This window comes from Variovorax stachyos (genome assembly GCF_051400855.1).
In the GTDB taxonomy this organism is placed as follows: Bacteria; Pseudomonadota; Gammaproteobacteria; order Burkholderiales; family Burkholderiaceae_C; genus Variovorax.
In genome coordinates, this window is the sequence record NZ_JBLFFN010000008.1 from 59,319 (window position 1) to 84,822 (window position 25,504).

The following is a 25,504-nucleotide window of genomic DNA, read 5'->3' on the forward strand; positions in this document are numbered from 1 at the left end:
TTCTCTCAGACCTTGGTGAGCCAGTGGGCGTACTTGGGATTGCGCCCGTTCACGATGTCGAAGAAGGCGCTCTGGATCTTCTCGGTGACTGGCCCGCGCGAACCCTGGCCGATCTCGATGCGGTCGAGCTCGCGGATGGGCGTGACCTCGGCCGCGGTGCCGGTGAAGAAGGCTTCCTCGGCGATGTAGACCTCGTCGCGCGTGATGCGCTTCTGCACTACCTCGATGCCGAGGTCCTTGCAGATGTGGAGGATGGTGTTGCGCGTGATGCCGTTCAACGCTCCGGCCGACAGGTCGGGCGTGTAGACCACGCCGCCCTTGACTACGAAGATGTTCTCGCCCGCGCCTTCGCTCACGAAGCCGGACGCGTCGAGCAGCAGCGCCTCGTCGTAGCCGTCGTCCAGGGCTTCCATGTTGGCGAGGATGGAGTTGCTGTAGTTGCTCACCGCCTTGGCCTGCGTCATCGTGATGTTGACGTGGTGGCGCGTGTAGCTCGAGGTCTTGACGCGGATCCCGCGCTTCATGCCTTCGTCGCCCAGGTAGGCGCCCCAGGCCCAGGCGGCGACCATCGCGTGGATGCGGTTGCCCTTGGGGCTCACGCCGAGCTTCTCGGAGCCGATCCACACCAGCGGGCGCAGATAGCAGCTCTCCAGCTTGTTGGTGCGCACCACCTGCTTCTGCGCCTCGTTGAGCTGCTCGGGCGTGAAGGGGATCTTCATGCGCAGGATCTTGGCGCTGTTGAAGAGCCGCTCGGTGTGCTCGGCCAGGCGGAAGATCGCGGTGCCGTCGACCGTCTTGTAGGCCCTGACCCCCTCGAAGGCGCCGCAGCCGTAGTGCAGCGTGTGGCTCAGCACGTGGATCTTGGCGTCGCGCCAGTCCACGAGGTCACCGTCCATCCAGATCTTTCCGTCACGATCGTCCAGTGCAGGGGGCAGCGCGCTCATTTCTTTGTCCTTTTGGGGGAGGGATGTCGCAAAAGCTTGCGATTTTACGGCGCGGCCCCGGGTCGTCCCGCCGACAATGCTCGGCTTTGCCAAACAGCCAGGAAAAGGGTTCTCTTCTCGTGTCCGTCTTCAAGAACGTCATCGTCTATCGCATCGAATCCACGTGGTCGCAAACGCTCACCGACGCCGAGCAGCGCCTGGACGCCTTTCGCTTCGTGCCCTGCAGCCCTTCGCAGGAAAAAGCCGCCGGCTGGACCGAGCCCCGCGGCCAGGAGCACGGGCCGCTGGTCGAATCCGTCGGCGGCCAATGGCTGCTCGAATACATGATCGAGAGCAAGACCCTGCCGGGCTCCGTGGTGCGCCGCAAGGTCGAGGAGCGCGCCGCGCAGATCGAGGCCACCACCGGCCGCAAGCCCGGCAAGAAGGAGAAGAAGGCGCTCAAGGAGGACATCACGCAGGAGCTGTTGCCGCTGGCCTTCACCCGCCACGTGCGCATCGCGGTCTGGATCGACCCGGCCGCGCGCCGGCTGGTCGTGAATGCGAGCAACGCGGCGCGGGCCGACGAAGTCGTGACCAGCCTGGTGAAGGCGCTGGAAGGCTTCGCCGTGGCACAGATCAACACGCAAGTGGAGCCGGCGGTCGCGATGTCGGATTGGCTGTCGACGCAGGAGCCGCCGGCCGGCTTCACCATCGACCGCGAATGCGAGCTCAAGGCCACCGACGAATCGAAGGCGGTGGTGCGCTACGCCAAGCACCCGCTGGACATCGACGAGGTCCGCCAGCACATCGCGGACGGCAAGCGGCCCACGCGCCTGGCGATGACCTGGGACGACCGCGTGTCCTTCGAGCTGACCGAGGGCATGCAGCTGCGCAAGATCGTGTTCCTCGAAGGCACGCTCGACGAGGCGCCGGGCTCGGCCAAGGAAGACAACTTCGATGCCGATGCCGCGATCGCGACCGGCGAGCTCGGGCAGCTGGTGCCGGAGCTGATCGAGGCGCTGGGCGGAGAGATGCAGCTGGGCGCTGCGCCCGTCGACGAAGCACCGAAGGCCTCGGCACCCACGGAAGAACTGGCCGACGAATCGGCGCCGTTCTAGCCGCGACTAGACGGGCGGGCGCAGGGCGTCGGCGGCCCCGGGCTTGACCGCGTCGGCGCTCGGCGGGTCGGCCGGCTGGTCTTCGTTCTCGCCCGGTGCCTCCGGGCGCACCAGCTTCCACTCGGTCAGCTTGCCGTTGACGAAGGTGGCGTCGACCCAAGAGCCGCCGTTGTCCGTCCAGCGATAGACCTCGGGCTGCGCATCCTTGGGTGTGCGCTGCTCGCCAAGCGCGCGGGTCATCGCGATCACATGGAGCAGGGTCACCTTGGGCTTGAGCTTGGCATTGAGCATCACGGCGCTCGCCACCGTGCCGATGGGCCGGTCGGCGGCGCGCTTCAGGACCTGCATGGTGCGATTGAAATGCATCAGCAGGAACATGATGATCGCCCCGCCGGCGAAAGCGACGCCGGGCCAGCCATAGGCACGGTAGGACGCGCCGAGCAGCAGCAGGCCCGCGAGGGGCACGAAAACTTTCCCGAAATTCATGGCTTGCATTGTCGCCGGGGTCGAAACGGGAGGCGGGCGGTTCAATCGAGGCCGCGCACCACCTCCATCGCTTCCTCGATGCGCTCCACGGCGTGGATCGTCAGCCCCTCGATCTCCTTGGCGCCCTTGCGCGGCGCGTTGGCCTTGGGCACCACGGCCACGCTGAAGCCCAGCTTGGCGGCTTCGCGCAGCCGCTCCTGCCCGCGCGGCGCCGGCCGCACCTCGCCGGCCAGGCCCACCTCGCCGAAAGCGATGAAGCCCTTGGGCAGCGGCTTGCCGCGCAGGCTGGAGGTGATGGCCAGCATCACCGCCAGGTCGGCCGCCGGCTCGCTGATGCGCACGCCGCCCACCGCGTTGACGAACACGTCCTGGTCCATGCAGGCCACGCCCGCATGGCGGTGCAGCACCGCCAGCAGCATGGCGAGCCGGTCGCGGTCGAGGCCGACCGACAGGCGCCGCGGGCTGGGCCCGCCGTCGTCGACCAGCGCCTGGATCTCGACCAGCATCGGCCGCGTGCCTTCGAGCGTGACCAGCACGACGCTGCCGGGCACCGGCTCGGCATGCTGGCTCAGGAAGATCGCGCTAGGATTGGCCACGCCCTTGAGGCCGCGCTCGGTCATCGCGAACACGCCGATCTCGTTGACCGCGCCGAAGCGGTTTTTGATGGCGCGCACCAGGCGGAAGCTCGAATGCGTGTCGCCCTCGAAGTACAGCACCGTGTCGACCATGTGCTCGAGCACGCGCGGGCCGGCCAGCGCGCCCTCCTTGGTCACATGGCCCACCAGCACCACCGCCGTGCCGCTGGCCTTGGCGAAGCGCGTAAGGTGGGCCGCGCATTCGCGCACCTGCGCCACCGAGCCGGGGGCCGAGGTCAGCTGGTCGGAGTACACGGTCTGGATCGAATCGATCACCGCGATCGCCGGCCGCGTGGCGTCGAGCGTGGCGAGGATTTTCTCCAGCTGGATCTCGGCCAGCACCTGCACCTGCGACTGCTCCAGGCCGAGCCGCCGCGAGCGCAATGCGACCTGGGCGCCGCTCTCCTCGCCGGTGACATAAAGCGCATTGCGCCCCGCGCGCTGCAGCGCATCGACCGCCTGCAGCAGCAGCGTGGACTTGCCGATGCCCGGGTCGCCCCCGATCAGCGTGACGCCGCCGTCGACGATGCCGCCGCCCAGCACGCGGTCGAGCTCGTCCAGCCCGGTGGGCGTGCGCGGGACCTCGCCGGCCTCGATCTCGGAGAGCATCGCCAGTTCGGACGAACCCGCGAGCGATGCGAAGGGGGCGCCGAAGCGGTTGTTGCCGCCGCCAGCCGCTGCGGCCACCTGCTCGACCAGCGTGTTCCAGGCGCCGCAGCTGGGGCAGCGGCCCAGCCACTTGGGGCTGGTGCCGCCGCATTCGGAGCAGACGAAGAGTGATTTTTCCTTGGCCATCGCCCGAGTGTAGGGAGGGCTCCCGGACGCAATCCCTTCGAACCCAGGGAAAACCCGCCCGAAGAGTTGATCGGAAGGACTTGCAATAAATTTAACATGTTAAATAATCGGGGCTTCATGAGCACTCCCTTCGTCCACCGCAACCTGCCCCGCCTGCTGCTGCAGGCACGCGAGGCCGTCATGGCGCACACCCGGCCCAGCCTGCGCGAACACGGTCTGAGCGACCAGCAATGGCGCGTGCTGCGGGTGCTGGGCGAGCACGGGGTGGTCGAGACCGGCCGCGTCGCGCGCGAGGCCTTCATCCTCGGCCCCAGCCTGACCGGCGTGCTCGCGCGCATGGAGCGCGACGGCCTGATCCGCCGCGCGCGCGATCCCGCCGACCAGCGCCGCACCGTCGTCGAAGCCACGGCCAAGGGCACGCGCATGGTCCAGAAGCTCTCGCGCAGCATCGAGGATCACTACGCGTGGATGGAGAAGTCGCTGGGCAAGCAGAAGCTCTCGCAGCTCTATGTGCTGCTCGACGAAGTGATCGAACTGGAGCAACCATGAGCTTTCTGCCCACCGGCACGGTGTACGGGGTGCTGCTCAACTTCCGCGCGGAGGTCGAGGCACTCGCGCCGCAGATGACGCAGCCGCCCTACAAGGCACCCCCCAAGGCCCCGGTGCTGTACGTGAAGACGGCCAACACCTGGAGCCAGCACGGCAGCGCGATCCCCGTGCCCGCCCGCGTTCCCGAGGTCGAAGTCGGCGCCACCATCGCGATGGTGATCGGCGCCGACGGCGACGTCGAAGGCTTCGTGCCGATGAACGATCTCTCGATCCCGCACGCGAGCTTCTTCCGCCCGCCGGTCAAGTTCAAGTGCGTGGACGGCTTCCTCGGCATCGGCCCCGCGATGCGCGACGCGCAGGAGGTGGCGGACCCGGCCGAGTTCAGGCTGGAGGTGCGCATCAACGGCGAATTGCGCCAGTCGGTCGACTTCTCGCAACTCGTGCGCAACGCGGCGCAGCTGCTGGCCGACGTGAGCGAGTTCATGACGCTCGCGCAAGGCGATGTGCTGATGCTGGGCTGCGACGCCGGCCGCCCGCTGGCCCGCCCCGGCGACCGCATCGAGATCAGCGCGCCGGGCTTCGAGACGCTGGTCAACACGCTCGAGGGAGAGGCGGCATGAGGCGCACGGCCGCTCCGAAGGCGAATAGCACCGTCGCCGAAGGCGAAGGGACTCCAGTGAGCCCCGCCCGGCCGCCCGAAGGGGCTCGCACCGCAGTGCATGGCACGGAGGTTGCCCAATGAGGCACGCACGCATCGCCTTCGAAGGCGTCGAACAGCCCGCCGTCGAGCGCGATGGCCGGCTGTTGCTGGACGACGGCCGCAGCATCGCCTTCGACGATGCGCTGTGGCTGCCGCCGCTGGCGCCCACGCCGCGCCCGCGCACCATCCTCGCACTCGGCCTCAACTACGCCGACCATGCGAAGGAGCTGGAATTCAAGGCGCCCGAGGAGCCGCTGGTCTTCGTCAAGGGCCAGAGCTCGCTCATCGGCCATCGCCAGAAAACGCAGCGCCCTGCCGGCGTGTCATTCATGCATTACGAATGCGAGCTCGCGGTCGTGGTCGGAAGGACGGCGCGCAAGGTGCGAAGCGACGACGCCTACGATTTCATCGCCGGCTACACGGTGGCCAACGACTACGCGATCCGGGACTACCTCGAGAACTGGTACCGCCCCAACCTGCGCGTGAAGAACCGCGACACCTGCACGCCCATCGGCCCCTGGCTGGTGGACGTGCAGGACGTGCCCGACCCGATGTCCCTTGCGCTGCAGACCACCGTCAACGGGAAGGTCACCCAGTCGGGCAACACGAAGGACATGATCTTCGACGTGCCCTTCCTGATCGAGTACTTCTCGAGCTTCATGACGCTCGCGCCCGGCGACCTGATCCTCACCGGCACACCCGACGGCGTGGTCGATTGCAGGCCGGGCGACGTGGTCGTGACGGAGATCGAGCACATCGGCGCGCTGGTCAGCACGATCGTCGCCGGCTGAAAACAGACATCCGTCCCGTTCCGAACTACAAGGAGACACACCATGATCAAGACACCGAGGCTCGCCGCAGCCTTGCTCGCACTCTGCGCATCGGTGGTCGCAATCGATGCCCCTGCCCAGTCCTACCCGAGCCGGCAGGTACGCTGGGTGGTCGGCTACCCGGCAGGCGGCGGAACCGACTTCCTCGCGCGCACCGTCGGCGCCCAGCTCTCGCAGCAGCTGGGCCAGCCGGTCGTCATCGACAACCGTCCCGGTGCCGGCGCGATGATCGCGTCGGAGCACGTGGCCCGCGCTACGCCCGACGGCTACACGGTGTTCTCCGCCGACAACGGCGTGCTGGTCTACAACCCGGTGCTCTACAAGAAGGTGCCCTACGACGCTGAGAAGGACTTCGCGCTGCTCGGCATGATGGGCCGCTCGGCGCTGGTGATCACCGCCGGCCCCAACGCCGGCTTCACCGATGCCAAGGCGCTGCTCGCCGAGCTCAAGCGCTCGCCTGGCAAGTACAGCATCGGGACGCCTGGCAACGGCAGCCCGCACCACCTGGCGCTCGAGCTGTTCCAGCGCGAGGCGGGCGTCTCGCTGCTGCATGTGCCTTACAAGGGCGGCGCACCGGCCATGCAGGACCTGCTGGCGGGGCAGGTGCCGCTGATCGTGCTGGACCTGCCCAGCGGGGTCGGCGCCGTCAAGGCCGGCAAGATCACGCCGCTGATCGCGCTCTCGGCCGAACGCATGCCGCAGCTGCCCAACGTGCCGACGGCCAAGGAGCTCGGCTTTACCAACGTCGAGGCCTACGCCTGGCAGGGCCTGGTGGCGCCGGCCGCCACGCCCAAGGACGTGCAGGCCCGGCTCGGCACCGAGCTCGGCAAGGCCATGAACGATCCGGCCGTGCGGCAAAAGCTCTTCGATGCCGGCTGGGAGGCACGCCCGGCCGATGCCGCCGAGATGACGCGCTACGCCGAGTCCGAACGCAAGAAGTGGCATGCGCTGATCAAGGCGCGCGACATCAAACTGGACTGAGAGCCCATGAAGATCGATCACCTCATCGACGGCAAGCCGATCGCCGGCACCGACTATTTCGAGACCGTCAATCCGGCCACGCAGGAGGTGCTGGCCGAGGTCGCGTCGGGCGGCGAAGCGCAAGTCAATGCGGCCGTTGCCGCCGCGAAGGCCGCCTTTCCGAAGTGGGCCGGCATGCCCGCGCCGCAGCGCGCGAAGCTGATCCGCAAGCTGGGTGACCTGATCGCGGCCCACGTGCCCGAGCTGGCGCGCACCGAGACCGACGACTGCGGCCAGGTCATCGCCCAGACCGGCAAGCAGCTGGTGCCGCGCGCGGCCGACAACTTCTACTACTTCGCCGAGATGTGCACGCGGGTCGATGGCCACACCTATCCGACCGAGACGCACCTCAACTACACGCTGTTCCACCCGGTCGGCGTGTGTGCACTGATCTCGCCCTGGAACGTGCCCTTCATGACCGCCACCTGGAAGGTCGCGCCCTGCCTCGCCTTCGGCAACACCGCGGTGCTCAAGATGAGCGAGCTGTCGCCGCTCACCGCCGCGCGCCTGGGCGAGCTGGCGCTGGAAGCCGGCATTCCGCCGGGCGTGCTGAACCTGGTGCACGGCTACGGCAAGGAAGCCGGCGAGCCGCTGGTGGCGCACCCGGACGTGCGGGCGATCTCCTTCACTGGCTCCACCGCCACCGGCAACCGCATCGTGAAGAGCGCGGGCCTGAAGAAGTTCAGCATGGAACTGGGCGGCAAGAGCCCCTTCGTGATCTTCGACGACGCGGACCTGGACCGCGCGCTCGACGCGGCCTTGTTCATGATCTTCAGCAACAACGGCGAGCGCTGCACCGCGGGCTCGCGCATCCTGGTGCAGCAGTCGATCTACGCGGACTTCGCGGCGAAGTTCGCCGAGCGAGCCAGGCGCATCGTGGTCGGCGATCCGCTGGATGAGAAGACCATCGTCGGCCCGATGATCTCGCAGGCCCACCTGGCCAAGGTGCGCAGCTACATCGAGCTCGGTCCGAAGGAAGGCGCGACGCTGCTGTGCGGCGGCCTCGAGGTGCCGCAGCTGCCGGAGCGCGTGCGCCGCGGCAACTACGTCGCACCGACGGTCTTCGCCGACGTGGACAACCGCATGAAGATCGCGCAGGACGAGATCTTCGGACCCGTGGCCTGCCTGATCCCTTTCAAGGACGAGGCCGACGCGATCCGCCTGGCCAACGACATCCAGTACGGGTTGAGCAGCTACGTGTGGACCGAGAACATCGGCCGCGCGCACCGCGTCGCCGCGGCCGTCGAGGCCGGCATGTGCTTCGTCAACAGCCAGAACGTCAGGGACTTGCGCCAGCCCTTCGGCGGCACCAAGGCCTCGGGCACCGGCCGCGAGGGCGGCACCTGGAGCTACGAGGTCTTCTGCGAGCCGAAGAACGTGGCGGTGTCGCTGGGTTCGCACCACATCCCGCACTGGGGAGCTTGACCATGGGCACGCTCGCACTCGCCGCCAAGATCACGCACGTCCCTTCGATGTACCTGTCGGAATTCCCTGGCCCGAACTTCGGCTGCCGCGACGCAGCGATCAACGGCCACAAGGAAATCGACCGGCGCTGCCGCGAGCTGGGCGTCGACACCATCGTGGTCTTCGACGTGCACTGGCAGGTCAACAGCGAATACCACATCAACTGCGGCCCGAAGTTCGAGGGCGTCTACACCAGCAACGAGCTGCCGCACTTCATCAAGAACATGCCCTATGCCTACCCGGGCAATCCGGCGCTGGGCCACCTCATTGCCGACGTGGCGAACGAGATGGGCGTGAAGAGCCGCGCCCACAGCGACACCACGCTGGAGCTGGAATACGGCACGCTGGTGCCGATGCGCTACATGAATGCCGACCAGCACTACAAGGTGATCAGCATCAGCGGCTGGTGCGACTGGCACGACCTCACCGAATCCGGCCGCTTCGGCCTTGCCGTGCGGCGCGCCATCGAGGAGCGCTACGACGGCACGGTGGCGGTGTTCGCCAGCGGCTCGCTGTCGCACCACTTCGCGGACAACGGCCGCGCGCCGGAGTTCATGCACAAGGTCTACGACCCCTTCCTCGAGCAGGTCGACCATCGCGTGGTCGAACTGTGGAAAGCCGGCGAATGGAAGACCTTCGTCGGCATGCTGCCGATGTATGCCGAGAAGTGCTGGGGCGAAGGCGACATGCACGACACGGCCATGCTGCTGGGCCTGCTGGGCTGGGACCGCTACACCGCGCCGGTGGAGATCGTCACGCCCTACTTCGGCAGCTCGGGCACGGGGCAGATCAATGCGATCTTTCCAGTGACGCCGCTGCCGGCACAAGCCAACGCCTGAGAAGCCACCCATGCCTCATCTCGTGATCCTCTACACGCCCGACGTCGAAGCCGACGCCGACATGCCGGCGCTGTGCCGCGCCCTCGCCGACACCATGCTCGAACAGCGCGACGACCAGGAGCGCCCGGTCTTTCCCGTCGGCGGCACGCGTGTGCTGGCCTATCCGGCCGCGCACTTTGCAGTGGCCGACGGCTCGGGCGAGCATGGCTTCGTCTACCTCAACCTGCGCATGGCGGCGGGACGCGCCGACGCGGTGAAGAAGCGCATCGGCGATGCCTTGCTCGCGCGGCTGAAGCGGCATGTCGAGCCCTTGCTTGCGAAGCGGCATGTCGGCATCACGCTGCAGATCGACGAAGCGCCGGGCCAGGTTTACGACGGCAAGTGCGGCAACCTGCATTCACTTTTTCAACCCTGACATGCTCGACAAGAAGCTGATCCAGCAACTCGCGGCCGAGCTGCACGAAAGCGAGAAGTCGCGCGTACAGCTGCGGCATTTCTCGACGCGCCATCCCGAGATGACGGTCGAGGATGGCTACGCCATCTCGCGCGAATGGGTGAAGGCCAAGCTGGCCGAAGGCCGCGTGGTCAGGGGCCACAAGATCGGCTTGACCTCGCGCGCCATGCAGCAGGCCAGCCGGATCACCGAGCCGGACTACGGCACGCTGCTGGACGACATGTTCTTCGAGCAGGGTGGGGACATCCCCTTCACCCGCTTCATCGCGCCGCGCATCGAAGTCGAGCTCGCCTTCGTCCTGGGCAAGCGGCTGCAGGGGCCGAACGTGAACATCTTCGACGTGCTCGCCGCCACCGACTACGTGGTGCCGGCCATCGAGATCATCGATGCGCGCATCGAGCAGCTCGACCGCGAGACCGGCGCCATGCGCAAGGTCTTCGACACCATCGCCGACAACGCGGCCAACGCCGGCATCGTGACCGGCGGCCGGCCGGTGAAGCCCGACGCGGTGGACCTGCGCTGGGTCGGCGCCCTGCTCTACAAGAACGGCGTGATCGAGGAGTCCGGGCTGGCCGCGGCCGTGCTCAACCACCCGGCCACCGGCGTGGCCTGGCTGGCCAACAAGCTCGCGCCCTGGGGCGAGTGCCTGGAGGCCGGCGAGGTGGTGCTGGGCGGCTCGTTCACCCGGCCGACCACCGCCAAGCCGGGCGACACCTTCCATGCCGACTACGGCCCCCTGGGCTCCATCGCCTTCCGTCTCGTTTGAAAAAGAACACCATGCAAACCCCCACCAATCCCTTCAAGCAAGCCCTGGCCGAGAAGCGTGCGCAGATCGGCCTCTGGCTCGGCTTGGCCGACGGCTACAGCGCGGAGATCTGCGCGGGCGCCGGCTTCGACTGGCTGCTGATCGACGGCGAGCATTCGCCCAACGGCCTGCGCAGCGTCCTGCAGCAGGCGCAAGCCATTGCGGCCTATCCGGGCGTGAACGCCATCGCGCGCGTGCCCGTCGGCCATGGCGACGCAGGCACGGCGCTGATCAAGCAATACCTCGACCTCGGCGTGCAGACCCTGCTGGTGCCGATGGTCGATACGCCCGAACAGGCGAGCGCCATCGTGCGTGCCATGCGCTATCCGCCGCAGGGTATTCGCGGCATGGGCGGCGCCCGCGCCTCGCGCTGGGGCCGCTACCCGGCCTATGCCAGGGAGGCCAACTCGCAGGTCTGCCTTCTGGTGCAGGCCGAGTCGCGCGAAGCGCTGGCGAACCTGGACGCGATCGCCGCAGTCGACGGCGTCGATGGCGTTTTCATCGGTCCGGCCGACCTGTCGGCCTCGCTCGGCCATGTCGGCGACTCGAACCATGCCGAGGTGCAGGCGGCCATCGACGACGCGATCGCACGCATCCAGGGCGCCGGCAAGGCCGCCGGCATCCTGACGCCCGACGAGACACTGGCGCAGAAGTACCTGGAGCTGGGCGCACTCTTCGTCGCGGTCGGCCTGGACACCAATCTCCTGGTGCGCAGCACCAACGCGCTGGCCGCCCGCTTCAAGGGCGCTCCGAAGCCGACATCCGCGGGCGGCACGTACTGACAACACCACGAGCCGCAGGGCCGCTCCCAAGTCGAACAGCACCGTAGCCGAAGGTATTCCAGTGACCGATCCCAAGCGCTTCCGCTCCGCGATCATCCGCGAGGGCACCATCCGCGCCACCACGCGCAGCTTCCTGCATGCGCTGGGCCAGGACGACGAGGACATCGCGCGTCCGCACATCGGCGTGTTCCACACCGGCGGCGAGATGAGCCCCTGCAACCTCAACCTGCGCGAGCAGGCGCAGCATGCCAAGACCGGCATCTACGCCGGCGGCGGCACGCCGCACGAGTGCCCGGTGGTGTCGGTGAGCGACGGCCTGACGATGGCGCACTCGGGCATGCGCTTTTCGTTGATCTCGCGCGAGCTGATCGCCGACAGCGTGGAAGCATCGACGCGCGGCCATCAGTGGGACGGCATCTTCGCCATCGGCGCCTGCGACAAGAACCTGCCCGGCCTGATGATGGGCATGGTCCGCTGCAACGTGCCCAGCGTGTTCGTGCACGGCGGCTCGGCCCTGCCCGGCCAGATGCCGGGGCCGGACGGCCGCGACCTCAACGTGGTCGACACCTACGAGACCATCGGCAAGGTGCTGGCCGGCGACGCGACGCATGAAGAGCTCGACGCCATGAGCCGCGCCTGCCTGCCCACCGCCGGCGCCTGCGCGGGCCAGTTCACCGCCAACACCATGGGCATGGTGTCGGAGGCGCTGGGGCTGGCGCCGATCGGCTCCAGCATGGTGCCGGCCGTGTTCAGCGAGCGCGCGCCGCTGATGCGCCGCGCCGCGAAGCAGCTTATGAAGGCCGTGATGGGCGAAGGCCCGCTGCCGCGCGATGTCGTCACGCGCCAGGCGCTGGAGAACGCCTGCGCCCTGGTCTCGGCCACCGGCGGCTCGACCAATGCGGCGTTGCATCTGCCGGCCATTGCACACGAAGCCGGCATCAAGTTCCACCTCGACGACGTGGCCGAGGTCTTCGCGCGCACGCCGCTCGTCGCCGACCTGCGCCCGGGTGGGCAGTACCTGGCGCGCGACGTGTTCTACATCGGCGGCGCCGGCGTGATCCTGCGCACGCTGCTCGAACAGGGCCACCTGCATGGCGACGCGCTCACCTTCACCGGCCGCACGCTGGCCGAGGAAGTGGCCGGTGCGCCCGCACCCGACGGCCGCGTGGTGCGCAAGGCCGGCGACCCGATCTCGCGCGATGGTGGCCTGGCCGTGCTCAAGGGCAACCTGTGCCCGGACGGAGCCCTGCTCAAGACCGCGGGCCTGAAAACGCTGGTGCACCGCGGGCCGGCACGCGTCTTCGAGTCCGAGGAAGAAGCGCAGGCCGCCGTGCAGAACCGCCGCTACCAGGCCGGCGACGTGATCGTGATCCGCAACGAAGGCCCCAGGGGCAGCCCCGGCATGCGGGAGATGCTGGGCATCACCGCGCTGCTCTACGGCCAGGGCATGGGCGACAAGGTCGCGCTGCTGACCGACGGCCGGTTTTCCGGCGCGACGCGCGGCCTGTGCATCGGCTATGCGGGGCCGGAGGCGGCCGAGGGCGGCCCGATCGCGGCATTGCGCGACGGCGACATCGTCTCCATCGACGCGCGTCCCGAGGCGCGCAGCATCACGGTCGAACTGAGCGACGGCGAGATCGCCGCGCGGCTGGCCGGACGTCAGGTAAACGCGGGGGTCCGGCACACCGGCTTGCTGGAAAAATATGCCCTCACCGTGCGCCCCAGCCATCAGGGCGCCGTGACCCATTCGGGCGCAGTCACCTGGCTGCGCGACGAATCCTGAAACGCCCTCACACGGAGACTCCCGCATCATGACCATCACACGCCGCCACCTGCTCCAGACCACCGGCGCCTCGGCCCTGCTTGCCAGCCTGGGCCAGCAAGCCTTCGCGCAGGCGCAGCCCTTCGAGACCGCGCGCCTGATCACCGGCTTCGCGGCCGGCGGCACCTCCGACACCCTGTGCCGCCGTGTCGCAAGCCGCCTGCAGCCCGACTACGGCAAGGCCGTGGTGGTGGAGAACCGCACCGGCGCGGGCGGCCAGATCGCCGTCACCTACGTCAAGGGCCAGCCGGCCGATGGCGCCACGATCCTGCAGACGCCGACTTCCATCCTCACCATCTATCCGCACATCTACAAGAAGCTGCCGTACGACCCGCTGGTGGACCTCACGCCGCTGACGGTCGCCTGCCAGTTCGACTTCGGCTTTGCCGTCGGCCCGGCCGTGCCGGCCTCGGTGAAGTCGGTGCCCGAGTACCTCGCCTGGGCCAAGACCCATCCGGAAGGCGCCAACTACGGATCGCCGGCGGCCGGATCGACGCCACACTTCATCGGCGCGCTGCTCGGCAAGAACGCGGGCGTGGATCTCAAGCACGCGGCCTACCGCGGCACGCAGCCGGCCATGCTCGACCTGCTGGGCGGCAACGTGGCCGCGGTGTCGGGCCCCATCGGCGACATCACGCAGCACCTGGCCTCGGGCAAGGTGCGCATCCTCGGGGTCTCCGGCGCCAAGCGCAGCCGCTTCGCGCCGGATGTGCCGACCTTCGAGGAGCAGGGCGTCAAGAACGTCACGCACAGCGAATGGTTCGCCTTCCTGCTGCCGGCCAAGGCATCGCCCGAAGTAGTGGCGCGCGCCAATGCGGCCATGAAGACGGCGCTGGCGCAGAAGGACGTGATCGACGGGCTTGCCACCTTCGGGCTGGAGGCGATGTCCTCTTCGCCGGCAGAGCTGACCGATCTGATCAAGAAAGACACCGCCAAGTGGGCCCCCATCGTGAAGCAGATCGGCTTCACCGCAGAGGGCTAGACATGCAAAGGAACTGCCGATGAACACGCCACTCGCCATGCCGGCCGCCGCCGCGGCCCGCCCCGCCATCCATCCCGACGAGCAGGAGGCGCGCCTGCAACTGGCCGCCTGCTACCGCGTGTTCGCGATGCTGGGCTGGACCGAGATGATCTACAACCACATCACGGTGCGGCTGCCCGACAGCGTGACGGGTGGCGAGAAGCAGTTCCTGATCAACCCCTTCGGCTTGCACTACAGCGAGGTCACGGCCAGCAACCTGGTCAAGATCGACCTGCAGGGCAAGGTGCTCGACGGCTCGCGCCATCCGGTCAACCCGGCCGGCTTCACCGTGCATGCCGCCATCCATGACGGCCTGCCCGATGCGCATTGCGTGATGCACACGCACACCACCGCCGGCGTGGCCGTCGCCTGCCTGCAGGGCGGCCTGCAGCAGAGCAACTTCTACACCGCGCAGCTGCACGACATGGTGGCGTACCACGACTTCGAGGGCATCACCATCCATGCCGACGAGGGCCCGCGCCTGCTGAAGAGCATCGGCAACCGGCCGGCCGTGATCCTGCGCAACCATGGCCTGCTGGCCTGGGGCCACACGCTGCCGCAGACCTTCGCCATCCTCTGGACCCTGCAGCGCGCCTGCGAGATCCAGATGGCCACCCTGTCGATGGGCGCGCCGATTCCCGTGTCTGAAGAGATCGCGCGCAAGTGCACCCGCGACGCGCTGCAGTTCAACCCGAAGCACGGCGGCGGGCAGGACGTGTTCGATGCGCTGGTAAGGCAGATCGACCGCATCGACGACTCCTACAAGCACTGAACGGACAGCGATGAAAGTCTGCATCTACGGCGCCGGCGCGATCGGCGGTTGGATCGGTGTCGGTCTCGCGCAGGCAGGCTGCCGTCTCGACGTGGTGGCGCGCGGCGCGACGCTCGAAGCCCTGCAGCGCGAAGGCTTGAGCGTGGTGCGCGGCGATCAGCGCACGCGCGTCGCGGTCCATGCGGTGGCAGACCCGGCCGAGCTGGGCGTGCAGGACCTGGTGGTGATCGCGGTGAAGGCGCCGGCCCTGCCCGCTGTCGCCGCGCGTATCGCGCCGCTGCTCGGGCCCGAGACGATCGTGTTGACCGCGATGAACGGCGTGCCGTGGTGGTTCCTGCAGGGCGGCTTCGGCGGCCCGCTCGCAGGCACGCAGCTGGAGGCGGTGGACCCGGGAGGGAAGATCGACGCCGCCATTCCTGCGCGCCATGTGATCGGCGGCGTGGTGCACGCCAGCTGCTCGCTCGACGGCCCCGGCGTGGTCCGGCATCACTTCGGCAATGGCCTGATCATCGGAGAGCCCTCAGGCACAGCGACGCCGCGCGCGCAAAAGCTCGAGGCCCTGCTGAAGCAGGCCGGCTTCGAGGCCCGCCTTTCGGCGCAGATCCAGAAGGACGTCTGGTACAAGCTCTGGGGCAACATGACGGTCAACCCCATCAGCGCGCTGACCGGCGCCACCACCGACCTCATCCTCAACGACGAGCTGGTGCGCGGCTTCATCTCGACCATCATGCTGGAGGCGCGCGACATTGGCGAACGCATCGGCGTGCCGATCGCCGAGAGTCCCGAGGACCGGCACGCGGTCACGCGCAAGCTGGGCGCGTTCAAGACTTCGATGCTGCAGGACGTCGAAGCCCACAGGCCGGTGGAGCTCGATGCGCTGGTGTCGGTGGTGCGCGAGCTGGGGCAACGTGCGGGTGTGGCGACGCCGTTTACCGATGCGCTGCTGGGATTGGCGCGGTTGCAGGCGCGGCAGCTTGGGTTGTACTGAAGCGAAGGCCGCTCAGCGCTTGACCAACAACGGCAAGGTCCGGGTCAGTGGCCATCCGCGCCTTCGTCAGTCCACCGTCACCGGCACGCGCGGCGCCACGGCGCACATCAGCTCGTAGCCGACGGTGCCCGCGGCCTGCGCGACCTCGTCGATGGGCAGCACGGCGCCATTCGACGCACGCCCCCACAGCGTGACCTCGGCGCCGAAGCGCGCATCGGGCACCGGCGTGAGGTCCACCGTGATCATGTCCATGCTGACGCGCCCGACCATGCGCGTGCGCACGCCGTTCACCAGCACCGGCGTGCCGGTGTCGCAGTGGCGCGGATAGCCATCGGCATAGCCGACCGCGGCGACGCCGATGGTGAGCGGCCCTTCGGCGGTGAAGCGGGAGCCATAGCCGACGGTGTCGCCCGCGGCCAGGGTCTGCACCGAGATCAGCCGCGTGGAGAGCGTCATCGTCGGCTGCAGCTGCCAGTGCGCCGCATCGTGCGCGGGAAAGTCGGGCGCGCTGCCGTACAGCAGGATGCCGGGACGCACCCAGTCGGCGCGGGTCGTTGCGGCATGGCGCAAGGTGGCCGCGCTGTTGGCGATCGAGCGCTCGCCCGGCAGGTCGCGCGTGAAGCGTTCGAAGACCTCGAGCTGATGGGCCACGCCGCGCTCGCCGTCGGCGTCGCTGAAGTGGGTCATCAGCGAGATCTCGTCGACCTGCGGCAGCGCGTCGAGGCGCGTCCAGGCGGCACGGAAGCGCTCGGGCGGGAAGCCGAGGCGGTTCATCCCCGAGTTCATCTTGAGGAACACGCGCTGCGGCGCCTGGGTCTTGTGGGCGGCCAGCATGTCGATCTGCGCGTCGCAGTGCACGGTGTGCCAGAGCTCGAGGCGCGAGCACAGCTCCAGGTCGCGCGGCTCGAACACGCCTTCCAGCAGCAGCACCGGGCCGCGCCAGCCGAGGGCGCGCACGCGCTCGGCCTCGGCCAGGTCGAGCAGCGCGAAGCCGTCGGCGGCACGGAAGGACTCGAACACGCGCTCGATGCCGTGGCCATAGGCATTGGCCTTGACCACGGCCCACACGCGGGCGTCGACAGCGGCGCGGCGCGCGCGCTCGAGGTTGTGCGCCAGCGCGGCGCGGTGGATGGTCGCGAGGATCGGACGAGGCAAGGCGAAACCCGTTCAGGACATGAGGACAAACACCCGCACGACGCGGGGCGTGGCGTCATTTTGACACTGCACCCCCATGCTATAACCGCGCATTTCCGCCAGTACCGCGGCCCACTTCCACTATCGCCAGCAGCCCCTCTGGCCAGCCAGCCCATCGATGAAGCGCGGTTTCTACACGATCATGTCGGCCCAGTTCTTCTCGTCGCTGGCCGACAACGCGCTTTTCGTTGCGGCGGTCGAACTGATGCGAGCCAGCGGCGCGGCCGAGTGGCAGCGCGCCGCGCTGGTGCCGATCTTCACCATCTTCTATGTGGCGCTGGCACCGCTGGTCGGAGCCTTCGCCGATGCGCTGCCCAAGGGGCGGGTGATGTTCATCAGCAATGCGATCAAGGTGGTCGGCTGCGTGATGATGCTTTTCGGCACGCATCCGCTGCTGGCCTATGCGGTGGTCGGCCTCGGAGCGGCGGCCTATTCGCCGGCCAAGTACGGCATCCTGACCGAGCTGCTGCCGGCCTCGCAGCTGGTCAAGGCCAACGGCTGGATCGAGGGCCTGACCATCGCCTCCATCATCCTGGGCATCGTGCTGGGCGGGCAGCTGGTGGGGCATGCGCTGTCGACCCGGCTGCTGGCGCTGGACTTCCCGGTGATCGACACCGGCATCGACACCCCGCCCGAGGCGGCGATCGCATCGCTGATCTTCATTTACATCATCGCGGCCTGGTTCAACACGCGCATCCCCGACACCGGCGTCGAGATGCGGCCGCTGCGCGCCAATCCGCAGCAGGGCATGCTGCGCAACCTGGTGGCGCTGCTGCCCGACTTCTGGCATTGCAACTCGCGCCTGTGGCGCGACAAGCTGGGCCAGATCTCGCTGGCGACCACCACGCTGTTCTGGGGCGCGGGCGGCAACCTCAAGTACATCGTGCTGGCGTGGGCTTCGCTGGCGCTGGGCTACAACACGGCGCAGGCGTCTTCACTGACCGGCGTGGTGGCGATCGGCACCGCGGTGGGCGCGGTGGTGGCGTCGATGCGCATGCGCCTGGACATGGCGACGCGCGTGATCCCGCTGGGCATCGGCATGGGCGTCCTGGTGATCGGGATGAACTTCATCGGCAACATCTGGGTCGCGGTGCCTTTCCTCATCCTGCTGGGCGGGCTGGGCGGCTTCCTGGTGGTGCCCATGAATGCGCTGCTGCAGCACCGCGGCCACAACCTGATGGGCGCCGGCCGCTCGATCGCAGTGCAGAACTTCAACGAGCAGGCCTGCATCCTGATCCTCGGCGCCTTCTACAGCGCCTGCACCGGCCTGGGGCTGTCGGCGTATTCGGCGATCACGGCCTTCGGGCTGGTGGTGGCGGGCTTCATGTGGCTCATCAAGCGCTGGCATCGCAACAACCTGCAGCGCTATCCCGAAGAGGTCGAACACCTGCTCGCGATCGCCCGCAGCGACAAGCATCACTGAGTCTGTCGCCGCCTTGCCTGCATTAGCGCTCGTCTTCAACGCCTTCGTCTGGGGCGTCTCGTGGTTTCCCTTCCGCCAGATCGAGGCCCATGGGCTGCACCCGGTCTGGGCCACAGCGCTCATCTATGCGGTGATCACGCTGGCGATGGGATCGCTGCGCCGCCATGCCTGGCAGGCCTTCGCGACGTGGCCGGGGCTCGCGCTGCTGGGGCTGGCGGCCGGCTTCACCAACGTGGGCTTCAACTGGGCAGTGACGCAGGGCGACGTGGTACGGGTGGTGCTGCTGTTCTACCTGATGCCGTTGTGGAGCGTGCTGCTGGCCTGGATCTTCCTCGGCGAGCGGCCCGGCCCTGCGGCACTCGCGCGCGTGGCGCTCGCGCTGGCCGGCGTGGCTGTCGTGCTCAAGACGCCGGAGACCGACTGGCCGGTGCCGGCGAGCCTGCCCGACTGGCTGGGCGTGGCGGCCGGCTTCTGCTTCGCGGTGACCAACATCCTGCTGCGCCGGCTGCGCGCGGCCCCCGGCGAATCGCGTGCCATCGCCATGTTCGGCGGCTGCGCGCTGGTGGCGGGGCTGGCGGCGGCGGCCGGCACGGCGCTGGGCGCCATCGCGCCGCCGGCATTGCAATTGCCTGCCGCAGCAGGGTGGGCGGGCTGGGCCGCGCTGCTGGGCGCGGGCTTCGTCTTCGCCAACGTCTGCCTGCAGTACGGCGCCGCGCGGCTGGCGGCCAGCGCCACCGCGGTGATCATGCTGTCCGAGGTGCTGTTCGCCAGCGTCTCCTCCGTGGCGTTGGGCGCGGCCACGCTGGATGCCCGCATCTGGGCCGGCGGCGCGCTGATCGTGGTGGCGGCCTTGTGGTCCTCGTTTGCACGAACGAACGGCCGCGAGGATGATCGGCATTCCCGCATCCTGGAGGACACGCCATCATGACCAGCGTCTACGACTTCGAAGCCCGGCAGATCGACGGCACCGATGTGCCGCTGTCGCGGTACAAGGGGCAGGTGCTTCTGATCGTCAACACCGCGAGCAAGTGCGGCTTCACGCCGCAGTTCGAGGGCCTCGAGGCGCTGCACAAGAAGTACGCCGGCCAGGGCCTCGCGGTGCTCGGCTTCCCCTCCAACCAGTTCGGCAACCAGGACCCGGGCACAAACGAGGAGATCGGCGCCTTCTGCGTGAAGAACTACGGCGTGAGCTTCCCGATGATGGAGAAGATCGAGGTCAATGGCTCGGGCGCGACGCCGCTCTACAAGTGGCTCACGAAAGAGGCGCCGGGCCTGCTGGGCAGCACGGCCATCAAGTGGAACTTCACCAAGTTCCTGATCGGCAAGGACGGGCGGGTGCTCAAGCGCTATGCGCCGCTGGACACGCCGGCCTCGATGGAGCGGGACATCGAGAGGGCGCTGGCGGCCTGAGGAGCCGGGCGCTCAGAAGCGGAAGTCGGCAGTCTGCGAGCCGCGGCCGACGGTGACGGTGTGGGTCTTGACCATGCCTTCGGTCGACGCCTCCACCGTGTAGCGGCCGGCCGGCAGGTCGACCAGGCACACGGGACCGGAGGCACGCATTGCCAGTGCCGTGTCGCCACCGGCGGACTTGATGGTGACGTCCACGTTCGCCAGGTAGGCGCCGTCGGCGCGCGCGAACAGCAGCGCGAGCGGATGGTCCTTCATCGCGGCACGCATGGCGTCGGATTCGTCCGAGCCGATTCCTCCACATGCGAAGCGTGCGTTGCCTTGCACCTTCATGGCGGGTAGCGTGCCGGTGCCTGGATTCGTGGTCTGCGCGTGGGACGCCAGCGGTACCGCCGCGCAGGCACAGGCGAACGCCGCGCCGCGGAACAGCCGATGAAGACATAGGTTTCGCATGGTCATGCTCCCGAGGTGAAGAACAGGACATCGTGCCGCGCCAGCGCGGGACGGTGGGTCGGACCACGGCTCCTTCGCTTGTGCGATCCGCGGAAATCAGGGTTTGCACTGTCCTCTCTGGCGAACATTCGTCAGATTTGACGCCGGGATTCGCGACAAGAATTTCGCCGTCCATCTCGGCGCAGGGATGCATGAACAGAGGTCGGCATGTCCGGCCTCGGCGCCAACAACCATCGGGTCCGAACATGAGCCTCCTCAGTGCATCTCTTCGTCCCTTGGCTTGCGCCGCCCTCTGCCTGTCTCTCGCTGCATGTGGCGGCGGGGGTGATGGCGGGTGCTCGACATGCGCGCTCCTGGCTTTGACGACGAGTGCCCCGGCATCGACGACAACGCCCCCGGAGCCGGCGGGCAACCCGCCGCCTTCGACGGAAAGTCCAGTACAGCCGTCGAATCCCGCAAGCCCCGTGAACCCCGCGAATCCTGCGGAGCCCCCCGTACCCGACAGTCCTGCAGTGGGGGATCCGGCACCTCCGACTCCCAGCTACGCCATCGGCGGCACCCTCACCGGCTTGGCCGGCAACACCAAGCTGGTCCTGCTCGCCAACGGCGGCGACGCGCTGACATTGGCAGCCAATGGCGCCTTCAGTTTTGCTGCGCCCATCGCCTTCAATACCGCGTATGCGGTGACGGTAGGCACGCACCCTCTGTGGCAGAACTGCAGAGTGAGCAACGGCAGCGGGACGGCCACCGCCGATGTGAACAGCGTGCAGGTGAACTGCGACGGGGCGCAGGCACTAGTCACGACGCTCGCCGGCTCCGCGACGTCAGGTTCAAACAACGCCACCGGCGCTGCCGCGTCGTTCGCTGCGCTTACAGCCGTCACTATGGACATCAGCGGCAATCTCTACGTGGCGGATTACGGCAACAACCTGATCCGCAAGATTTCGCCGAATGGGGATGTCAGCACCCTGGCCGGGGCCGGCCCAACGATGCCGGGCTCGACCGATGGCTCAGGCATCAATGCGCGTTTCAGCGGGCCGTGGAGTGTGGACGTCGATGCCAGCGGCAATCTCTACGTGATCGACGGCAACAACCTGCTGATCCGCAAGGTGACGCCGGATGGCACCGTCACAACCTTGGCGGGCTCCATGACATCGGGCTGGGTCGACGGCCAAGGTACCGCTGCGTCGTTCATACAGCCGAACGGGCTGAGAGTGGATGCCAACGGCAATATCTATGTCGCCGATGGCAACATGATCCGCAAGATCACACCAGAGGGTGTCGTCAGCACCCTGGCCGGCTCCACGACAGCAGGCTTTGCCGATGGCACTGGGAGCGCCGCAAGATTCAATAAGGCATGGGGCCTCGGTATCGACGCCAGCGGCCATCTCCATGTGGTAGATCGTGGCAACAACAAAATCCGGAAGGTCACGCCGGGCGGGGTTGTCACTTCCCTGGAAAGCTCTCAAACGCCAGGCTCGGCCGACGACATTGGTGCCGCCGCACAGTTCAGCGATCTTTACGATGTAACGGCGGATCTCGACGGCAATCTCTATGCGGTTTCCAGCACCGTGATCCGCAAGATCACACCGGTGCGCTGATTCAATTGATCGCAGCGATGCAACAGGCAAGTTGGATTGAACGCTGTCACGCCTTCAACGCCTCGTCCAGCACTTCCACCCAATGCCGCACCGGCACCCCGCTGCCGCTTTGCAGGTGCGTGATGCAGCCGATGTTGGCCGAGATGATTGCTGCGGGCCGGAGCTGGTCGAGGTGCCCCAGCTTGCGATCGCGCAGCGCATAGGCCAGCTCAGGCTGCAGCACGGAGTACGTCCCGGCCGAGCCGCAGCACAGGTGCGACTCGTTCTTCGCGACCTGGATGTCGAAGCCGAGCGCCCGCAGGTTCACCTCGACCCCGCCGCGCAGCTTCTGCCCGTGCTGCAGCGTGCAAGGCGGGTGGTAGGCGAAGACGCCGGGCGGTGCGCTCATACGGTCCTTCAACAGCGGCACCAGCTCGGGCAGCAACTCGCTCAGGTCGCGCGTGAGTGCGCTGATGCGCTCGGCCTTCGGCGCATAGGCCGGTTCGTCGCGCAGCAGGTGGCCGTACTCGCGCACGGTGACGCCGCAGCCCGAAGCATTCATCACGATCGCCTCGACCGCACCTTCTTCGACGAAGGGCCACCACGCGTCGATGTTGGCGCGCATCTGCGCCTTGCCGCCTTCCTGGTCGTTGAGGTGGAACTTCACCGCGCCGCAGCAACCCGCGGCCGGCGCAATGACCGCCTCGATGCCCGCCGCATCGAGCACGCGCGCGGTCGCGCTGTTGATGTTGGGCGCCATCGAAGGCTGCACGCAGCCGGCCAGCATCAGCACCTTGCGCGCATGGCTGCGCGCGGGCCAGGGCCCGGCGGACTGCGGCGCCGGCACCTTGGCCTTGAGCTTGGCGGGCAGCAGGCCGCGCATCGACTGGCCCAGCTTCATCGCGGGACCGAAGAGCGGTGAAGGCAACGCCTCCTTCAGCGTCCAGCGCAGCGCGCCTTCCATCGCGGGCCGCGGCACCTTCTCGTCGACGATCCTGCGGCCGATGTCGACCAGGTGGCCGTACTGCACGCCGCTCGGACACGTGGTCTCGCAGTTGCGGCAGGTCAGGCAGCGGTCCAGATGCAGCTGCGTGCTGCGCGTGGGCTCCTTGCCCTCGAGCACCTGCTTGATCAGGTAGATGCGCCCGCGCGGGCCGTCGAGCTCGTCGCCCAGCAGCTGGTAGGTAGGGCAGGTCGCGGTGCAGAAGCCGCAATGCACGCACTTGCGCAGGATGGCCTCGGCCTCCTGGCCGTCGGCGGTGTTCCGGAATTCGGGGGCGAGCTCGGTTTGCATCTCAAGTCGTTGGCAAGAGCCGCGCGCGATCGAACACGGCATGGGGATCGAACTCGCGCATCAGCGCTTCGTGGATGCGCCGCAGCGGCGCGCTCAAGGCATCGAAGCGGCGTGTGACGGTGCTGGCGCCGTCCGCCGTCATGAACAGCGTCGCATGGCCGCCCGCGGAGCGAGCCGCTTCCCTGAGTCGTTCGCCCTCGCCGGGCGACACCAGATACCAGCGCTGCGCGCCATGCCACTCGATCAACGGCGGCTCTTCCAGCGGGAGCACCGGCGCGGTCTGCGGCAAAGACAGGCGCCACAGCTCGCGCCCTTCGCGCGCGGCGAACCAGGACAGGCGCAGGTCGCGCGTGGCCTCCCAGTCGGCCCGGGCCTGCGCATCGTCCTGCCGCTCGCCGCCGAGATGGGTGCAGGCCGCCGCCACCGCAGCCGTCGCACCGCGCAGGCGCAGCCAGAGGCGGCCCCGGCCCTGCTCGTGCGCCCAGCGGCTGGCGTTGAGCGGCAGCGGCTGGCCCCCCCAGCCGTTGAGCAGGCGCAGCGCGTCGGCCTGGTGGCAGTCGAAGATCAGCGTGGCCTCGGCGGGCGGCACGGGCAGCACCTTGAGGCTGACTTCGGTGATCAGCCCCAGCACGCCCAACGAGCCGGCCAGCACGCGCGACACGTCGTAGCCGGCGACGTTCTTCATGACCTGGCCGCCGAAGGTGAGCAGCTCGCCGCGGCCGTTGAGAAGCTGCGCGCCCAGCACATAGTCCCGCACGGCCCCGACGCTCGCGCGTGCCGGGCCGCTCAGGCCGGCAGCGACCATGCCTCCGACCGTACCGCCGCCGCCGAAGCGCGGCGGCTCGAAGGGCAGGCACTGGCCCCGCTCGGCCAGCAGGGCTTCCAACTCGACCAGCTGCGTGCCGGCGCGCGCGGTGACGACGAGCTCGCTGGGCTCGTAGCTCACGACGCCCTGCAGCCCGGCGGTAGGGAGCGGTTCGCCGCGCGGCGGCTCGCCGTAGAAGTCCTTGGTGCCGGCGCCGCGGATGCGCAGCACGGCGCGCTCGGTGGCGGCGGCGCGGATGCGTTCGGAGATCTGGCGGAGGGCTGGATCCATGCGGGGATGGTAGCGCCCGGTCAGGCCCACGCCGGGCCGCCCCGGCGCGGCCTGCGAGCGTGGGGGCATTCACGATTCCGCGAAGAAATTGACGGGCAGTCCCGGCACGTCCGCACGCAACGCGATCACGTGGCCGGAGGCCGGCCGCTGCTCGAGCTCCTCGGCGGACCGCCCGTGGCGAGCGCTGGTGACGAACAGCGTGCGCAGGTCGTCGCCGCCGAAGCAGGGCATGGTCGGGCATTGCACCGGCACGGGCAGCGCAGCCACGAGCTCGCCGGCGGGCGAGAAGCGCAGCAGCTGGCCGCCCTCGAACATCGCGACCCAGTAGTGGCCCTCGGCATCGACCGTGGCACCGTCCGGCCGCCCTTGGTAGCCCCGCGGCGACGCCGGCGACCAGCCCTCGGGCTTGGCGCCGAACTGGCGGAACGCGCGCGGACGCGACAGGCGGCTGGCCTCGGCGTCCCAGTCCCAGGCGCTCACGCAGTGCGCGGCCGTGTCGGCCCAGTAAAGCGTGGACGCATCCGGCGCGAAGGCCAGGCCGTTCGCGGTAGTGACGCCATCGGCCATCCGCGCGAGGAGCGGCGCGCCGCCGCGGCGCGCATCGAGGCAGTAGAGCGCACCGCTGGCGCGGTCCTTCGCCTCGTTGAGCGTGCCGGCCCAGAAGCGGCCCTGCGCGTCGCACTTGCCGTCGTTGAAACGCATGGTGCGCGCGTCGTGGTCCACCCCCGCGAGCACCTCCAGCGCCCCGCCCCATTCGCGCGCCCGGTAGATGCCGTCACGCAGCGCGATCACCAGGCCACCGCGGGCCGCAGGCGCCATGCAGCCGGGCTCGGTGGGCAGGCTCCAGCGTTCGACGGTGGGCCCGCCCGCGATCTCGCCGCGCGTGCGCAGCACGGCGCGGCCGGGGATGTCGAGCCAGTAGAGCGAGCGCTCACGGGGATGCCAGAACGGCGATTCGCCGAGCTGGCAGAGGCTGTCGTTCAGGATGGTCCACATGCCGCCAGCTTAGGGCCTGTTGCAAAAAAAAGCCCGCTCGCGCCGAAGCACTTGCGGG

The 25,504-nt window shown here is 68.6% G+C and carries 26 protein-coding genes; 18 read left to right on the forward strand and 8 right to left on the reverse strand.

Annotated features, from left to right (window positions below; genetic code table 11):
• Positions 1-5: 5 nt before the first annotated feature.
• A complete protein-coding gene (locus tag ACMGEZ_RS16500) occupies positions 6-944 on the reverse strand; it encodes a branched-chain amino acid transaminase (RefSeq protein ID WP_162578097.1) in 939 nt (312 codons plus the stop codon).
• Between the two features lie 119 nt (positions 945-1,063).
• On the opposite strand from ACMGEZ_RS16500, the gene ACMGEZ_RS16505 reads away from it, so the two are divergent.
• Positions 1,064-2,041 carry a recombination-associated protein RdgC gene (locus ACMGEZ_RS16505; protein ID WP_436823351.1) on the forward strand — a complete coding sequence of 326 codons (978 nt, stop codon included), beginning with the start codon at positions 1,064-1,066 and terminating at the stop codon, positions 2,039-2,041.
• Between the two features lie 6 nt (positions 2,042-2,047).
• Here the strand turns inward: ACMGEZ_RS16505 and ACMGEZ_RS16510 are convergent, their stop codons facing one another.
• A complete protein-coding gene (locus ACMGEZ_RS16510) occupies positions 2,048-2,536 on the reverse strand; it encodes a glycerate kinase (protein ID WP_436823352.1) in 489 nt (162 codons plus the stop codon).
• Between the two features lie 32 nt (positions 2,537-2,568).
• Positions 2,569-3,957 carry a DNA repair protein RadA gene (gene radA, locus ACMGEZ_RS16515; RefSeq protein WP_436823353.1) on the reverse strand — a complete coding sequence of 463 codons (1,389 nt, stop codon included), beginning with the start codon at positions 3,955-3,957 and terminating at the stop codon, positions 2,569-2,571.
• Between the two features lie 117 nt (positions 3,958-4,074).
• Here radA and hpaR point away from each other — a divergent pair, with 117 nt between their 5' ends.
• The 13 genes from hpaR to ACMGEZ_RS16580 all read left to right on the forward strand — a co-directional run bounded on the left by hpaR (position 4,075) and on the right by ACMGEZ_RS16580 (position 16,003).
• Entirely contained in the window at positions 4,075-4,506 is a 432-nt protein-coding gene (gene hpaR / locus ACMGEZ_RS16520) for a homoprotocatechuate degradation operon regulator HpaR (protein ID WP_436823354.1), read from the forward strand.
• Positions 4,503-5,126, forward strand: coding sequence for a fumarylacetoacetate hydrolase family protein (locus ACMGEZ_RS16525; protein ID WP_436823355.1), 624 nt, complete (start codon positions 4,503-4,505; stop codon positions 5,124-5,126). Before hpaR ends, ACMGEZ_RS16525 begins: the two co-directional genes overlap by 4 nt.
• A 118-nt stretch (positions 5,127-5,244) precedes the next feature.
• Positions 5,245-5,997, forward strand: coding sequence for a fumarylacetoacetate hydrolase family protein (locus ACMGEZ_RS16530; RefSeq protein WP_436823356.1), 753 nt, complete (start codon positions 5,245-5,247; stop codon positions 5,995-5,997).
• A 42-nt stretch (positions 5,998-6,039) separates the two neighbouring features.
• The gene (locus ACMGEZ_RS16535; RefSeq protein WP_436823357.1) at positions 6,040-7,017 is read left to right on the forward strand and encodes a Bug family tripartite tricarboxylate transporter substrate binding protein; all 978 of its coding nucleotides are present in this window, start codon (positions 6,040-6,042) and stop codon (positions 7,015-7,017) included.
• Between the two features lie 6 nt (positions 7,018-7,023).
• Positions 7,024-8,481, forward strand: a complete 1,458-nt coding sequence (gene hpaE / locus ACMGEZ_RS16540) for a 5-carboxymethyl-2-hydroxymuconate semialdehyde dehydrogenase (RefSeq protein WP_436823358.1) — start codon at positions 7,024-7,026, stop codon at positions 8,479-8,481.
• 2 nt (positions 8,482-8,483) lie between these two features.
• Positions 8,484-9,359, forward strand: a complete 876-nt coding sequence (gene hpaD / locus ACMGEZ_RS16545) for a 3,4-dihydroxyphenylacetate 2,3-dioxygenase (RefSeq protein WP_436823359.1) — start codon at positions 8,484-8,486, stop codon at positions 9,357-9,359.
• A 10-nt stretch (positions 9,360-9,369) separates the two neighbouring features.
• Positions 9,370-9,774: a 5-carboxymethyl-2-hydroxymuconate Delta-isomerase gene (locus tag ACMGEZ_RS16550; protein ID WP_436823360.1), complete on the forward strand. Its 405-nt coding sequence runs from the start codon at positions 9,370-9,372 to the stop codon at positions 9,772-9,774.
• 1 nt (position 9,775) lies between these two features.
• On the forward strand, positions 9,776-10,579 hold the full coding sequence (hpaH, locus tag ACMGEZ_RS16555) for a 2-oxo-hept-4-ene-1,7-dioate hydratase (RefSeq protein WP_436823361.1): 804 nt from the start codon (positions 9,776-9,778) through the stop codon (positions 10,577-10,579).
• Between the two features lie 11 nt (positions 10,580-10,590).
• Complete coding sequence (locus ACMGEZ_RS16560; protein ID WP_436823362.1) at positions 10,591-11,400, forward strand: aldolase/citrate lyase family protein; 810 nt, start codon at positions 10,591-10,593, stop codon at positions 11,398-11,400.
• Positions 11,401-11,461: 61 nt separating this feature from the next.
• Complete coding sequence (ilvD, locus tag ACMGEZ_RS16565; protein WP_436823363.1) at positions 11,462-13,183, forward strand: dihydroxy-acid dehydratase; 1,722 nt, start codon at positions 11,462-11,464, stop codon at positions 13,181-13,183.
• A 28-nt stretch (positions 13,184-13,211) separates the two neighbouring features.
• A complete protein-coding gene (locus tag ACMGEZ_RS16570) occupies positions 13,212-14,204 on the forward strand; it encodes a Bug family tripartite tricarboxylate transporter substrate binding protein (RefSeq protein ID WP_436823364.1) in 993 nt (330 codons plus the stop codon).
• Between the two features lie 19 nt (positions 14,205-14,223).
• A complete protein-coding gene (locus ACMGEZ_RS16575; RefSeq protein ID WP_436823365.1) occupies positions 14,224-15,015 on the forward strand; it encodes a class II aldolase/adducin family protein in 792 nt (263 codons plus the stop codon).
• Between the two features lie 10 nt (positions 15,016-15,025).
• Complete coding sequence (locus tag ACMGEZ_RS16580; protein WP_436823366.1) at positions 15,026-16,003, forward strand: 2-dehydropantoate 2-reductase; 978 nt, start codon at positions 15,026-15,028, stop codon at positions 16,001-16,003.
• Between the two features lie 66 nt (positions 16,004-16,069).
• Here the strand turns inward: ACMGEZ_RS16580 and alr are convergent, their stop codons facing one another.
• Complete coding sequence (gene alr / locus ACMGEZ_RS16585) at positions 16,070-17,158, reverse strand: alanine racemase (RefSeq protein WP_436823367.1); 1,089 nt, start codon at positions 17,156-17,158, stop codon at positions 16,070-16,072.
• A gap of 157 nt (positions 17,159-17,315) precedes the next feature.
• On the opposite strand from alr, the gene lplT reads away from it, so the two are divergent.
• Genes lplT through ACMGEZ_RS16600 form a run of 3 tightly spaced genes read left to right on the forward strand, consistent with a single transcriptional unit; the run spans position 17,316 to position 20,030 of the window.
• Positions 17,316-18,620, forward strand: coding sequence for a lysophospholipid transporter LplT (gene lplT / locus ACMGEZ_RS16590; protein ID WP_436823368.1), 1,305 nt, complete (start codon positions 17,316-17,318; stop codon positions 18,618-18,620).
• Between the two features lie 13 nt (positions 18,621-18,633).
• Positions 18,634-19,548: a DMT family transporter gene (locus tag ACMGEZ_RS16595; protein WP_436823369.1), complete on the forward strand. Its 915-nt coding sequence runs from the start codon at positions 18,634-18,636 to the stop codon at positions 19,546-19,548.
• Complete coding sequence (locus tag ACMGEZ_RS16600) at positions 19,545-20,030, forward strand: glutathione peroxidase (RefSeq protein ID WP_436823370.1); 486 nt, start codon at positions 19,545-19,547, stop codon at positions 20,028-20,030. The genes ACMGEZ_RS16595 and ACMGEZ_RS16600 overlap by 4 nt, the downstream gene beginning before the upstream one ends.
• A 12-nt stretch (positions 20,031-20,042) precedes the next feature.
• Here the strand turns inward: ACMGEZ_RS16600 and ACMGEZ_RS16605 are convergent, their stop codons facing one another.
• A complete protein-coding gene (locus ACMGEZ_RS16605) occupies positions 20,043-20,480 on the reverse strand; it encodes a carboxypeptidase-like regulatory domain-containing protein (RefSeq protein WP_436823371.1) in 438 nt (145 codons plus the stop codon).
• A 569-nt stretch (positions 20,481-21,049) separates the two neighbouring features.
• On the opposite strand from ACMGEZ_RS16605, the gene ACMGEZ_RS16610 reads away from it, so the two are divergent.
• Entirely contained in the window at positions 21,050-22,081 is a 1,032-nt protein-coding gene (locus tag ACMGEZ_RS16610; RefSeq protein WP_436823372.1) for an NHL domain-containing protein, read from the forward strand.
• Positions 22,082-22,127: 46 nt separating this feature from the next.
• Here the strand turns inward: ACMGEZ_RS16610 and glcF are convergent, their stop codons facing one another.
• The 3 genes from glcF to ACMGEZ_RS16625 all read right to left on the reverse strand — a co-directional run bounded on the left by glcF (position 22,128) and on the right by ACMGEZ_RS16625 (position 25,446).
• Positions 22,128-23,354: a glycolate oxidase subunit GlcF gene (gene glcF / locus ACMGEZ_RS16615; protein ID WP_436823373.1), complete on the reverse strand. Its 1,227-nt coding sequence runs from the start codon at positions 23,352-23,354 to the stop codon at positions 22,128-22,130.
• A gap of 1 nt (position 23,355) precedes the next feature.
• Positions 23,356-24,450 carry a glycolate oxidase subunit GlcE gene (glcE, locus tag ACMGEZ_RS16620; protein ID WP_436823527.1) on the reverse strand — a complete coding sequence of 365 codons (1,095 nt, stop codon included), beginning with the start codon at positions 24,448-24,450 and terminating at the stop codon, positions 23,356-23,358.
• Positions 24,451-24,519: 69 nt separating this feature from the next.
• Positions 24,520-25,446: an SMP-30/gluconolactonase/LRE family protein gene (locus ACMGEZ_RS16625; protein ID WP_436823374.1), complete on the reverse strand. Its 927-nt coding sequence runs from the start codon at positions 25,444-25,446 to the stop codon at positions 24,520-24,522.
• Between the last annotated feature and the right edge of the window lie 58 nt (positions 25,447-25,504).